Origin of the sequence: Streptomyces tagetis (assembly GCF_018069565.1) — a bacterium.
GTDB lineage: Bacteria > Actinomycetota > Actinomycetes > Streptomycetales > Streptomycetaceae > Streptomyces > Streptomyces tagetis.
In genome coordinates, this window is sequence record NZ_JAGPNL010000009.1 from 116,072 (window position 1) to 128,332 (window position 12,261).

Genomic DNA, 12,261 nt, shown 5'->3' on the forward strand with positions numbered 1-12,261 from the left:
CCCCGGCCCCTGAGCAACCCTGTTCGGCATCTCGTACATAGCGGCGTACCCCCCTACCTTTCAGGAGCCGCGCATGTCGCGCAGGAGAACTCTCGGCACGAAGAAGACGATCGCACTGCTGGTCGGTGCGGCGACGGTGGCGGGCGGTGGGGCCTTCGTGATGGCGAACGCCTCCAACGCCCAGACCACCGCCGGCGCGCAGACGAAGTCCGCCCAGGACTCGACCGTCTGCCAGGGCCTGGCCACCGCGCTCGGCAACAACCAGCGGTTCATCGCGGACCAGCGGGCCGCGCCCGACGCGCAGTCGGACGCGCGGATCGCCAACCGCGAGGCCGTCATCGAGGAGATCAAGCGCAAGCAGGAGGCGTCCGGGTGCGCGGTGGGGGAGTCGGCTCAGGACTCCCAGGCCGGGCAGCCGTCGCAGGGCGGGGGCCAGGAGGCCGGGCAGGGAGCCGGGCAGGCGGCCGGTGAGAACGCCGGGCAGGGCGGCGCGGACCAGGCCGCCGGGCAGGACGCCGGACAGGCCGGTGCCGGGCAGGCGGGACAGCAGGTCTGCAACGGCTCCACCGTCACCCTCTCCGGCGAGGGCGGCGCCCCGGCCGCGTCCAGCAACCAGTTCCCGGCGGGGACGAAGCTGCGGGTCACCAACCTGGACAACAACAAGTCCACGACGGTCGAGGTCACCTCGGTCTCGGGAAGCTGCGTCCTGCTCAACGACTCGGCCTTCGAACTCGTCCGCGAGCCGGGCAAGTTCCTGATCCGGCGGGCCGTGATCGAAAAGGTGGGATGAGGCACCGCCCCTCCCCGGGCCGGCTCCCCGGACCGGCGGGGCGGCACAGCGCACGGCCGGGTACACCGCCTGGCCCGGCGGGCATCGCCCGCGGGGCCGAGGAGGAACAGGCGGCGCACCCGGCCGTGTCCGCGCCCGCGGGCACAGAGCCCCGCGGGCGGCCCGGCCCGGGAGACGGGCGGGACGACGGTCGGAGGACCACGGCTCATGCTCATGCACGGTCAGGACCCCGGTGAGCGGGACAGACGGGACAGAGACGACCAGCGGGACCAGCGGGACGCGCCGGACGGGCGGGACGGTCCCGGGGCCGGTCCGCTTCCTGGTCCCGGCCCTGATCCCGGTCCCCGCCCCGCCGCCGGTCCCGAGATCGTCCGGCTGCTGCGCGCCGTGGCCGCGGGGCTGTCGGCCCACGGCGCGCGGTTCGCGCAGCGCAACGGCATGCACCCCACCGACGTCCGCGCCGTGACCGCGCTCCTCGACGCCTCCGGCGCGGGCGAGGAACTGACCGCCGGGCGGCTCGGCGCGGCGCTCGGGCTGAACTCCGCCGGGACGACCGCGCTGGTGGACCGGCTGGAACGGGCCGGGCACGCGCGCCGGGTCCGCGGCCGGCGGGACCGGCGTCACGTCGTCGTCCGGGTCGAGGACCGCGCGGTCGGCCTGGTCGGGCCCCACACCGGCCGGCTCGCCGACCGCGCGACGGCCCTCCTGCGCGACTACGACGAGCGTGAACTCGCCGCGGTCCACCGCTTCCTGACCGGCATGCGCGACGCGGCCCACGCGACCGACACGGACGCGTGAGGAGGGGCGGGACCGGACACGCCGCGGGCGGTACGCAAGCGCCGTACGGACACCCGACACGCCGCACCCGCACCCGCTACCCGCACCCGGCCCTCCCCCACCCGGGCACCTGACACGCCCGGCCCCACCCCACCGGCACCGCGCCCGTGCGCCCGACACGCCCGGCCCGGCGCGTCCCCGCGCGAAGTGCCGGCACGCCCCCGCCGCCCACCCCCTGATCCACGCCGTCCGGCGTGTCCACGCACCGGGCGCGGTCTGCTCTTGTCGGCCGGGGTCTGCTTCAATAGGGCTCATGGTCGGCTTCCGGAAGTACGCGGCGACAGGTCACCAGGACCTGGAGCCCTTCTGGCCTTCCCGTCAGCACCACGACTTCGACCGGGTGTGTTGCCGCGCGACGATCGCGCCGGCCCGCTAGAGCGCCGTACACCCCGGCCCCCGGCCAGCGCGCACGACGTACGTCCCCGCGACGCGCCCGACCACGATCCCGTGGCCGTCGCCCCTCCCGACGAACCTCTCGCGCGAAAGAGCTGACGTCCCATGGCGACCATCCGTCCCCTGTCCCCCGTTCCCCTGGGCCCCGACTCCACCTCCACGCGCCCCGAGCACCCCTCGGGCCGCTCCGCCTCCTCCCCCACCGCCGCACCCGCCGGCGGCCCCCGGCACCGGCTGCGCGCCGTCGACCGCGACGACACGCAGTGGCCCCCGCCACGCCCCGGCGTCCCCGAGGCCCTGGGCAACGTGACCGACCTCCTGCCGCCGGGCGCGACCTGGCTGCCCGCGCCCCCGCACGCGCTGCCCGCCCTGCCCGGCCGGCCGCCGATGGTGGGCTACCTCGTGCTGGTCCCGGCCGACCAGCAGCCGCCCCTGCCGCCGGTGGCCGTCTCCGGCCGTCCCGAGAAGGGCTCGCCGGGCGGCGACCCCCTGGTACGGATCGACGCCGCGCGGCGCACCGCCTCCGTGGACGGGCGCGAACTCGACCTGACGTACCTGGAGTTCGAGCTGCTGGCCCATCTGGTGGCGCACCCGCACCGGGTGCACACGCGCGACCATCTGGTGACCACCGTGTGGGGCTACGGGCACGTGGGCGACGGCCGCACCGTCGACGTGCACATCGCCCGGCTGCGCCGCAAGCTGGGCGCCGAGCACCGGCGGACCATCCAGACGGTGCGCCGGGTCGGCTACAAGTACGCCCCGCCGGCCGGTCGCTGAGCCCTGCCCCGGCCGGAGCCGGCCGCCGGCCCCTCCCCGCCCGGGGCGGGCCTCTGCGCCGACGGCGGAATCCCGTGCCGCCGGCCGCCGTGCCGGGCACAGTGACCGCATGAGACTACTGGTGCTGGGCGGGACGGAGTTCGCGGGACGGGCCGTGGTGGAGGCGGCGCTCGCACGAGGCTGGGAGGTCACCGCCCTGAACCGGGGACGGCACGCGCCGCCGCCCGGGACGCGTGCGCTGCGCGGCGACCGGACGGCCGACGGCGGTCTCGACGCGCTCGCCGAGGGCACCTGGGACGCCGTCGTCGACACCTGGTCGGCGGCGCCCCGCGCGGTGCGGGACGCGGCGCGGCTGCTGCGGGACCGCGCCGGCCGGTACGTGTACGTGTCGAGCCGCTCGGTGTACGCGTGGCCCCCGGCCCCCGGGGACACGGAGGACGCGCCGCTCGTCGAGGGCGCCGCACCGGACGCGGGGCGGACCGACTACGCCCGGGACAAGCGGGGCGCCGAGCTGGCCGTCCTGGACGCCTTCGGCGCGGACCGCTCGGTGCTCGTCCGGGCCGGGCTGATCCTCGGCCCGTACGAGAACATCGGGCGGCTGCCGTGGTGGCTGAACCGGATGGCGCGGGGCGGCCCGGTGCTCGCGCCGGGGCCGCGGGACCTGCCGCTCCAGTACGTCGACGTGCGCGACCTCGCCGAGTGGGTGCTCGGCGCGGCGGAGCGGGGGCTGAGCGGTCCGTACGACGTCGTCTCACCGCGGGGGCACACCACCATGGGCGCGCTGCTCGACGCCTGCGCCGAGGTCACCGGGGGTGGTGCCGAACCGCGGTGGACCGACCCCGACGTGGTGCTCGCCGCGGGCATCGAGCCGTGGACGCAGCTCCCGGTGTGGGCGCCGCCGGGCAGCGAACTGCACGGCGCCCTGCACTGCTCCGACGTCTCCCGCGCCCTGTCCACGGGGCTGCGCTGCCGCCCGGTGGCCGAGACCGTGCGCGACACCTGGCGGTGGCTGTGCGCCGTCGGCGGCACGCCGCCGCAGCGCCCGGACCGGCCCGCGGTGGGGCTGGACCCGGTGACGGAGGCGAGGGCGCTGGCCACGGCCCCGCAGGGGCCCGGCACGCGCTGACGGGTCCGCCCCCTCGTCCCTCACCCCGGGTGAACCGGCGGCAACTCCTGGTGTTCCAGCGTCTGTTGAGACCCGTGTCACCCAGGGAGTCACCGGAAATTCCCGGGGCGGCTGAACACCTCGCGGGCGCTCTCCGTATGGATGGGCGCCGCTTCACTCCTGTCGGGCGCCTCGATGCCCCGCAAGGAAGTCAGAGGAGTTCCATGGGACGCAACACACGCAAACGCCGTATGCCACTGGCAACCAAGGCCGTAGCCGGAGCGGCGGCTCTGGCGCTCGGTGGCGGCGGGCTGGTCTGGGCCAACTTCTACGCCTCGGCGCACGAGAAGCACGGCGGGCACGACCGCACCAGGTCGGTGGCGGCGCAGGTCGCCACGATCAACTGCCCCGACATCGGCCAGAAGCTCTCCGACGTGCCGGACCAGGCGCGCGGCGAGGTCGACGGCGAACTGGCCACGATGGACAGCCAGATCACCGACGCCTACCAGCAGCTCGCCACCACCCGTCGGGCGCAGGAGGGCGACCCGAAGTACGTCCAGAACACCATCCTGGGTCCGCTCAAGGACCGGCGGAAGGTGATCATCGACCGGATCAAGCTGGAGATCAACCGGGCCGGCGGCCGTGCCGACAACAGCTTGGACGAGCTGGCCGGATGCGAGGGTCAGCCCGCCGAGACGCCGGAGAACGGCGGTCAGGACGGCGGCGGCCAGGACGGCGGCCAGGAGCAGGGCGGCGGTCAGGAGGGCGGTCAGGACCAGGACGACAACGGCAACGGTGTCGCGGGTCCGGTGGCCGACGACTTCATCGACATCAACGACGTCCAGCCGAACTCCCGCAACACGCAGAACGGTCTGGCCTCCAACGGCGACAGCGGGTCCAGGGGCACGTTCACCACGGACTGCGGTGTCAACGAGAACAACCTGTTCAACAGTGACAACGTGATCGCCGCCCCGGGTGTCGGCAACGGCGCCCACCACACGCACGACTACGTCGGCAACCAGGGCAACAACGCCTTCGCCAGCGACGAGGACCTCGCCCAGGCGGCCACCACCTGCAAGAACCAGGGCGACAGGTCGACGTACTTCTGGCCGGTGCTGCGCCTCCAGGACGGCACCCAGGAGTTCGACGCCAACGACGACGGAGGCGGCGCCGAGGGCAACATCGGCAAGATCCTCAAGCCCGCCCAGGCCGAACTGCGCTTCACCGGCAACAAGCAGGGCAACGTGGTGGCGATGCCGAAGTTCCTGCGCATCATCACCGGTGACGCCAAGTCCTTCACCAACGGCGAGGCCAACTCCAACAGCTCCTGGAGCTGCACCGGCTTCGAGGACCGGCAGGTCACCGACAAGTACCCGCTCTGCCCCGAGGGCAGCCAGGTGGTGCGTACCACCAACTTCCAGAGCTGCTGGGACGGCCAGAACACGGACAGCGCCAACCACCGCACCCACACGGCGTTCGTCCGCGGGGACGGGAGCTGCCCCGACGGCTTCCAGGCCATCCCCCAGCTCCAGGTCCGCCTGGTGTACGACATCCCCACCCCGACCGTGCAGAACGGCCAGGTGACGAACCCGTACGCGGTGGACAGCTTCCCGGAGCAGTTGCACAAGCCGATCACCGATCACAACGACTTCATCAACGTCATGGACGACTCCCTGATGAACAAGGTCGTCAAGTGCATCAACAAGGGCAAGAACTGCACCTGATCGCGGTCACGGCCCCCTGAGCGGCACGGGGGGGCCGTACGGCCGAGAGGGGCCGGTGGCGCTGATCCCGCCACCGGCCCCTCGTCCGTTCCCGCTTCCGTCCCGCCTCCCGGCGGGCCCGCGTCAGCCGCCGTGTCCGGCGTGCTCGCCGGAGCCGTGGCCGGAGCCCTTCCCGCCGCCGTGCTCCGGGCCGTGCTGGACGCCCTGTTCCACCACGCCGCCGAGCCGGCCGCGCAGTCCCTCGACGAGGTCCTCCTCGCCGACCGCGACCCACTTGCGGCCGACCAGGTAGTAACCGCCGTAGTCCTTGGCCGTGTTGATCCACTCGCGCTGTCCGCGGTCGGTGGCGAAGGTGGCGAGGATGTACTTCTCCCCGCCCTTCTTGCAGATCGCCTGGCGGATGGTGTCGGCGTCGGTCTGGAGGTCGGGCTCGCACTTGACCTCGGCGGCCAGGTGCTCCAGGCTTCCCGTCGCCGTCTGCGGGACGGCCGCCTCGCCGTCGCCGCCGGTTCCGCAGCCGGCCAGCGCCAGCACCAGCACCGCTCCGGCCGGCGCGAGCATCGATCGGGTCAGCCTCATGTGTTCCTCCGGTCCCTTCCGGCGAATGCCGTACGGGGCCCCCGGTGAGGGCCCCCGGCCATCGATACGGGCGCGGGGCGCGACATGCTCAAACGGCCCCGCGTCCGGCCGCCGTCCGGGACCGCGCGGCCCCCGTCCCCAGCGCGCCCGCGGTGACCAACCGCCGGTTCGCTCGTTCTGCTGAACGTGCAGTCACAGGATGTCGCCCCGCCCCCCGCACCCTCCGCCGCCGACCCGGTCGTCGACGTCGAGCAGGCCGAGGCCGCGCTCGTCGAGCACTACCCGCGGCTGGTCCGGCTCGCCTACCTGGTGCTGCCGTCCGGTCTCGGCCGGGGGCGCCGGGTGCTGACCGCGCACGCCCTCGTGCAGCGCGCGCTGCCCCGCAACCGCACCCGCACACCCGTGATCCCGGCCCAGTCGGCCGGCCGCGAGGGCGACCCCGGGTACGCGCTGGTCCGCCTGCGGGTCGTGCGTACGGCGCTGACCGCGAGCCTGCCGCTGCGGCGCCGGGCCTGGCCGCGGCGGGCCCAACTGCCCCCGTTGCTGCCCCAGGTGTGGGGACTGACCCTCTTCCCCCGCTCCGGCGGCGCCGACGAACTCGCCCTGGACCAGCGGCTGTCCCACCTGACCGGGCCGGGCCGGGCCGCGTACGCGCTGCGCGGGCTGGAGAAGCTGCCGGACGGCGACGTGCGCCAGGTCCTCACCGCCGCCGGGGTGCGCGACACGGACGCCGCGCTGCGCGAGGCCGACGCGGTGGGCGGACCGTACGCGCTGCTGCGCTCCCCCGAGTTCGACCCCTGCTCGCTCCAGGCCCGGCCGACCGATCTGATGCGGCGCCGCCAGCACACCAAGGCCGCCCTCGTCGCGGGGGCGGCGCTGGTCGTCTGCGGGGCGCTGCTCGGCCTGCCCGGCGACGGCTGGGGGCCGGACGGCGCCGCCGCCCCGCCCTACGCGCAGAACCCGGCGGCACAGGCCGCCCTCGACCCCGGCCGGGTGACCGAGGCGGCCCCCACCGCGTGGCGGACCTCGGACCGCACCGACTTCTCGGTGTGGCCGGCCCGCGGCGGCCTCACCGGCGACCGGGAACTGGTGCGCCGCGCCCTCGCCGTGTGGGCCCGCCCCGGCGAGACCGTGCACGTGTCGGCGACGCCCGGCACGCCGACCGGCGGCCCCGCCGGACCGCCCCAGCTCCTGTACGCCGGGGACGTGGGCAACGCGCGCGTGGTGCTGCTCCACGACGGCCTGCGGGTCGTCCGGTACGCCGAGCCGAGGGAGGGCTCGGCCGGTGCCGCCCTGGACTTCGCGCGGACCGACGGCGCCGGACGCTCCGAGGCGGGCGCGCTGGTGCTGGACCGGGCCGACGGCAACGTGCGCTATCTGACGGCGCCCTGGGTCACCGGGGCGGCCGAGCGCGACCTCGCCCAGCCGAACGGCGGCGCCATGGAGCTGACGCTGACCGACGGGGTCACCTCGCCGCTGGCCAGCCCCGCCCAGCAGACCGGCGCCTGCTCCTCGTGGAACGCGCTCCAGCTCGCCGACGGCTCCCACACCCAGGTTTTGAGCGACCTCGGCGAACTGGTGCCGGCCCGCCTCACCACCGGCCGGCCCGGCTCCGTCAAGAACGTCTCCGGGGCCGAGTCCCTGCGCGCCTGGGCGCCGTACGCCTGTTCGCTGGGGTCGGTGCGCGGGCAGGGCGTGCGGTCGGTCAACGCCTGGCAGTTCGCCTCGCAGCCGTTGCCGGGGGCCGCCGGGACCGGCTCGTGGGTGTGCACGCGGGCCGAGACCTGGCGGGGCGAGGGGGCGAGGGTGCTGGCCCAGTTCCGCACGCCGGGCGGGCCGGTGGGCGCCGTGGCGGCGAAGGCCGAGGACGTGCCGGCCTGCGGCAAGCGGGAACCGCACGTACTGGCAGGGGTGCTGTGGAAGTCGGGGGGCGGGGAGTGGTACCTCCTCGCCGCGGCCGGGGGCGACGGCGCCCGCGCGGTCACCGCGAGCGGCGGCGTCAGCGCCTCCGCCGAGGGCGCGGTCCTGACGGCACCGGCCGAGGAGGGCGCCAAGGCCGAACTCCGGGCCACCCTCCCCGACGGCGGCACCCTCGACGGCCTCGGCTGACGAAGCCGCCCCGCTCCCGGAGCCGTACTCGCCGTGCGGGGACCCGACGGGCCGCCGACCGGCTCGGAGCGGGGCGAACCGGTCCGCATCCGTGGCTCCCGTGCGCGGAAGGGGCGGCTGGTGCGGGACTTGTGAACACCGATGCGTGATCCAGTCCGTTCGGAGGCTTGATTCGATCGGTAAGGTGTTCGTATGAGCACCGGGGTACGCCGCAGAATGGGCGTCGAGGAACGACGGCAGCAACTCATCGGCGTCGCGCTCGAACTCTTCAGCCGCCGCTCGCCCGACGAGGTCTCCATCGACGAGATAGCGTCGGCCGCGGGCATCTCACGCCCGCTTGTCTACCACTACTTTCCCGGCAAACTCAGCCTGTACGAGGCCGCGTTGAGGCGTGCCTCGGACGATCTGGCGGGCCGGTTCGAGGAGCCGCCCGAGGGGCCGCTGGGGGCGCGGCTGCTGCGGGTGATGCGCCGCTACTTCGACTTCGTGGACGAGCACGGCCCCGGTTTCTCCGCCCTGATGCGCGGCGGACCGGCGGTCGGCTCCTCCACCACGAACGCGCTCATCGACTCCGTACGGCAGGCCGCGTATGTCCAGATCCTTTCGCATCTGGATGTGGAGGAGCCGCCCGCGCGACTGGAGTTGGTCGTGCGGTCGTGGATCTCCCTGGCCGAGTCGACGGCGCTGATCTGGCTGGACGGCCGGCGGGTGCCGCGCGGCGAGCTGGAGGTGCAGCTCGTGCACGACTTCGCGGCGCTGCTCGCGGTCAGCGCCTCCTTCGACGAGGAGATGGGCGCGCTGCTCGGCCGCGTGCTCGCCAAGGAGACGCCGGGCGGCCCCCTGGACGCGATGATCGCCCGGATCGCCGGGCTGCCCGTCGCCTGAGCCTCAGCCCTCGGCCGACCGGTAGGACGCGTCGAGGTCGCGGACCTCGGCGGAGAGGTGCCGGACGGCGCCGCCCGCGGGCCGTACGTGGGCGCGCAGCAGCTCCACGACGGCGTCGGTGAGACGCGCCTTGGCCTCCTCGCTGCGGCCCGCGAGCAGCGCCACCTCCACGTGGACGAGGACGTGCCCCGCCTCGTCGGGGCCGACGACGGTCTCCTCGGCCCGGCGGAACCGGGTCATGCACGCCGCCGGCCGGGCGGCCACGATGTCGACGACCGCGGTGTGCAGCGCCCGCGCGAAGGCGGGCCGGTCGAAGGCGTCGGCGAGCGGCGCCGAGTAGTCGACGGTGATCTGCGGCATGAGCCCTCCCGTGGGTGAACGGCAGGGCTCAGCCTAACCTCGGCGTGCGGCCGTCAGCCGGTGCGGGCGAAGACGGCGGCCGTGCGGCCCGGGACGGTGAAGGTGCCGGTCCGCGCGGTGTACCGGGCGCCCTTGACCACCGGGTCGGCGCCGCCCGCCTGCACGGGGTGGAGCCGGTGTCCGGTGCCCGCGAGGGCGGGGACGCGCTGGTCGGCCGTGTCCGGTGTGGCGTTGAGGACGACGACGAGGTCACCGACGCTCATGGTGATCACGCCGGGGGTCTCGGCCGGGCCGGAGAGCGGGAAGGAGAGCCGGGACTGCACCCGCGCGGCCGTGCCGAGGGAGAAGGACTTCTCCGTCGTACGGATGCGCAGCAGATCGCGGTAGGCGGCCGAGGTGGCCTCGATCTGCTCGCAGCCGACCGCCACGCGGGTCAGCAGCGGCGCGGCGTACGGCCACTTGTCGGCGTTGTCGGCGGCCGGTGGCAGTCCCCGTCCGAAGCCGTTGCCGTCGGCGCAGTCCCAGTGCAGGGCGTTGAACCAGTCGCCGCTGTCGTAGGAGTTGCGGTCGAGGGACTTGGAGCGCAGCAGGTCGGTGCCGGCCTGGGAGAGCGCCGGGCCCTGGGAGAGCGCGGCGGTCGCCAGCGCGAGGACCTGCATCCTGGCCCGGTCGGCGGCGCCGGTGGCGGCGGGCAGTTTGAAGGCGAGGGCGTCGAAGAGGGTCTCGTTGTCGTGCGCGTCGGCGTAGGCGAGGGCGTCGCCGGGCGCGGCGGCGTATCCGGCGGGGGCGCCGTTGTAGTCGACCTGGGAGCCCGTGACCTTCCGGCCGGCGGTGTCGGTGAAGGTGTAGCCGGCCAGGTTGCCGGTGAGCCCGACCTTGATCAGGTCCTGCTGGTGCAGGAGCCGGGCCCGCTGCTCGGCGCGGGTGCCGTTGGCCGGGGAGGAGTTGGGGTCGGTGTAGAGGCCGGAGGCGAAGCCCTGCACGCCGGGGTCGGCGTCGAAGGGGCCGCCGCCGCGCACCGCGTCGCGGGCCCGGTCGGAGAAGGTGGCGATGCCGGTGCCGGCCATGTGGGCCTGCGTGGCCTGGACGAAGCGGGCGTCGTCGGCGATCTCGCCGAAGTTCCACCCCTCCCCGTACAGGATGATCTTCTTGCCGTCGACGCCGTCCTTGCCGGGGGTGAGCGCGTCGAGGGCCTCGCGGACGGCGAGGATGTTGGCCTTGGGGTGGTGGCCCATGAGGTCGAAGCGGAAGCCGTCGACCTTGTACTCCCTGGCCCAGGTGACGACGGAGTCCACGACGAGCTTGCCCATCATGGCGTTCTCGGGGGCGGTGTTGGCGCAGCAGGTGCTGTTCGCCACCGATCCGTCCTCCAGCAGCCGCTGGTAGTAGCCGGGCACGATGCGGTCGAGGACGCTCTTGGGGTCCTGGCCGCTCGCGGCGGTGTGGTTGTAGACGACGTCCATGACGACGCCGAGGCCGTCCTCGTTGAGCGCCTTGACCATCCGGCGGAACTCGACGGTGCGGGCGGTGCCGTCCGGGTCGGTGGCGTAGGAGCCCTCGGGGACCGTGTAGTGGTACGGGTCGTACCCCCAGTTGTAGGCGTCCCGGCCGGCGGTGCGGGCGACGCACTCCTGCTGGGCGGGCGAGCCGGCCGGGAGGGCGGCGAGGTCGCAGTCGGGGGCGGCGCGGTCGGCGGCCCGTTCGGGGACGGTGGCGAAGTCGAAGGCGGGCAGCAGGTGGACGTGGGAGGTGCCGGCCTCCGCGAGGCGGCGCAGGTGCCGGGAGCCGTCGCTGTCCCGGTCGGTGAAGGCGAGGTAGGTGCCCGGCCGGCGCGCGGTGCGGTCCGACGCGGAGAAGTCCCGGACGTGCAGTTCCTGGATCTGGGCGTCGCGCAGCGGCACCGCCTCCGGTTTGGCGAGGCGGGACCAGCCGGCGGGGGCGAGGGCGGGGTCGGCGAGGTCGACGGCGAGGCTGCGCGCGGAGTCGGCGGTCAGGGCGACCGAGTACGGGTCGGTGACCTTGTTGGTGACGACGCGGCCCGCGGTGGGGGCCCACACCTCGACGGCGTACCGGTAGGGCAGGCCCTTCCAGGCGGCGGGGCCGGTCGCGGACCAGACGCCGGTGGCGTCGTCGCGCCGCATGGGGACGGTGGCGCCGCCGATCTCCAGGGAGACGCGGCGGGCGGTGGGGGCCCAGACGGAGAGGGTGGGGCGGCCCCGGTGGAAGACCGGGCCGAGCCGCTCGCCGGTGGCGCGGGCGGCGTAGAGGTCGTCGAGGACGCCCGCGGTCTGTACGCCGGTGGCGGCGAGGAGGGTTCCGGCGGCGGAGGTCTGGGTGGCGAGGAGCTGCCCGCGCAGGGCCTCGGGCACCCGGGCGCGGTCGCGGCGGTCGACGCTCCAGGCCGTGGTGGAGCGCAGGTGCGGGAACTTCGCCCGCTGGGCGGGGGTGAGGGTGGCGCGGCCGAGCCGGATGGCGGGGCCGTCGGCGCCGGTGAGGGTGGTGTTCCGCAGGGTCAGGGAGCCGGTGGGCGAGGTGTGGAGCCGGGCGGAGGCGGCGCCGTCGGCGCGGTCCCAGACGAGGGTGTCGCGGTCGATCCAGACGGCGCGGGAGGCGGCCGGGTCGAGGGCGCTCGCGGCGGCCCGCGCGGAGGCGGCGCCGTGGGGTTCCGCGCCGTGGGAGGCGGCGCCCAGGGAGGCGGCGCC

10 protein-coding genes and 1 pseudogene are annotated in these 12,261 nt (G+C 75.0%); 8 read left to right on the plus strand and 3 right to left on the minus strand.

What is annotated here, in order from left to right; all coding sequences use genetic code 11:
• The first annotated feature begins 73 nt into the window (after positions 1 to 73).
• From J5Y05_RS26720 to J5Y05_RS26740, 6 genes are all read left to right on the plus strand, one after another.
• A complete protein-coding gene (locus J5Y05_RS26720) occupies positions 74 to 790 on the plus strand; it encodes an SCO2207 family protein (protein ID WP_210875651.1) in 717 nt (238 codons plus the stop codon).
• Between the two features lie 213 nt (positions 791 to 1,003).
• Positions 1,004 to 1,588, plus strand: a complete 585-nt coding sequence (locus tag J5Y05_RS26725) for a MarR family transcriptional regulator (RefSeq protein ID WP_210875931.1) — start codon at positions 1,004 to 1,006, stop codon at positions 1,586 to 1,588.
• A 292-nt stretch (positions 1,589 to 1,880) separates the two neighbouring features.
• Positions 1,881 to 2,003 (plus strand): hypothetical protein, encoded by a 123-nt coding sequence (locus J5Y05_RS32335; RefSeq protein WP_281730824.1) that lies wholly within the window; start codon positions 1,881 to 1,883, stop codon positions 2,001 to 2,003.
• Between the two features lie 122 nt (positions 2,004 to 2,125).
• Complete coding sequence (locus J5Y05_RS26730) at positions 2,126 to 2,797, plus strand: winged helix-turn-helix domain-containing protein (RefSeq protein ID WP_210875652.1); 672 nt, start codon at positions 2,126 to 2,128, stop codon at positions 2,795 to 2,797.
• Between the two features lie 109 nt (positions 2,798 to 2,906).
• Positions 2,907 to 3,923, plus strand: coding sequence for an SDR family oxidoreductase (locus tag J5Y05_RS26735; protein WP_210875653.1), 1,017 nt, complete (start codon positions 2,907 to 2,909; stop codon positions 3,921 to 3,923).
• A gap of 203 nt (positions 3,924 to 4,126) precedes the next feature.
• Positions 4,127 to 5,626, plus strand: coding sequence for a DUF1996 domain-containing protein (locus tag J5Y05_RS26740; RefSeq protein ID WP_210875654.1), 1,500 nt, complete (start codon positions 4,127 to 4,129; stop codon positions 5,624 to 5,626).
• Between the two features lie 123 nt (positions 5,627 to 5,749).
• Here J5Y05_RS26740 and J5Y05_RS26745 read toward each other — a convergent pair whose 3' ends face one another.
• Complete coding sequence (locus J5Y05_RS26745) at positions 5,750 to 6,205, minus strand: hypothetical protein (RefSeq protein WP_210875655.1); 456 nt, start codon at positions 6,203 to 6,205, stop codon at positions 5,750 to 5,752.
• A 186-nt stretch (positions 6,206 to 6,391) separates the two neighbouring features.
• On the opposite strand from J5Y05_RS26745, the gene J5Y05_RS26750 reads away from it, so the two are divergent.
• Together J5Y05_RS26750 and J5Y05_RS26755 are read left to right on the plus strand one after the other, a co-directional pair.
• Positions 6,392 to 8,314, plus strand: coding sequence for a hypothetical protein (locus J5Y05_RS26750; RefSeq protein ID WP_210875656.1), 1,923 nt, complete (start codon positions 6,392 to 6,394; stop codon positions 8,312 to 8,314).
• A gap of 192 nt (positions 8,315 to 8,506) precedes the next feature.
• Positions 8,507 to 9,199 carry a TetR/AcrR family transcriptional regulator gene (locus J5Y05_RS26755; RefSeq protein ID WP_210875657.1) on the plus strand — a complete coding sequence of 231 codons (693 nt, stop codon included), beginning with the start codon at positions 8,507 to 8,509 and terminating at the stop codon, positions 9,197 to 9,199.
• A gap of 3 nt (positions 9,200 to 9,202) precedes the next feature.
• On the opposite strand, the gene J5Y05_RS26760 is transcribed toward J5Y05_RS26755, so the two are convergent.
• A complete protein-coding gene (locus tag J5Y05_RS26760) occupies positions 9,203 to 9,559 on the minus strand; it encodes a 5-carboxymethyl-2-hydroxymuconate Delta-isomerase (protein WP_210875658.1) in 357 nt (118 codons plus the stop codon).
• Positions 9,560 to 9,612: 53 nt separating this feature from the next.
• Positions 9,613 to 12,192 (minus strand): annotated as a pseudogene (gene pulA / locus J5Y05_RS26765) (pullulanase-type alpha-1,6-glucosidase); the annotation flags it as partial.
• Between the last annotated feature and the right edge of the window lie 69 nt (positions 12,193 to 12,261).

Coding starts and splice junctions, on each gene's coding strand:
- J5Y05_RS26740 (WP_210875654.1), top strand. CDS start 4,127: ATGGGACGCAACACACGCAAACGCCGTATGCCACTGGCAACCAAGGCC.
- J5Y05_RS32335 (WP_281730824.1), top strand. CDS start 1,881: ATGGTCGGCTTCCGGAAGTACGCGGCGACAGGTCACCAGGACCTGGAG.
- J5Y05_RS26725 (WP_210875931.1), top strand. CDS start 1,004: ATGCACGGTCAGGACCCCGGTGAGCGGGACAGACGGGACAGAGACGAC.
- J5Y05_RS26730 (WP_210875652.1), top strand. CDS start 2,126: ATGGCGACCATCCGTCCCCTGTCCCCCGTTCCCCTGGGCCCCGACTCC.
- J5Y05_RS26735 (WP_210875653.1), top strand. CDS start 2,907: ATGAGACTACTGGTGCTGGGCGGGACGGAGTTCGCGGGACGGGCCGTG.
- J5Y05_RS26755 (WP_210875657.1), top strand. CDS start 8,507: ATGAGCACCGGGGTACGCCGCAGAATGGGCGTCGAGGAACGACGGCAG.
- J5Y05_RS26720 (WP_210875651.1), top strand. CDS start 74: ATGTCGCGCAGGAGAACTCTCGGCACGAAGAAGACGATCGCACTGCTG.
- J5Y05_RS26760 (WP_210875658.1), bottom strand. CDS start 9,559: ATGCCGCAGATCACCGTCGACTACTCGGCGCCGCTCGCCGACGCCTTC.
- J5Y05_RS26745 (WP_210875655.1), bottom strand. CDS start 6,205: ATGAGGCTGACCCGATCGATGCTCGCGCCGGCCGGAGCGGTGCTGGTG.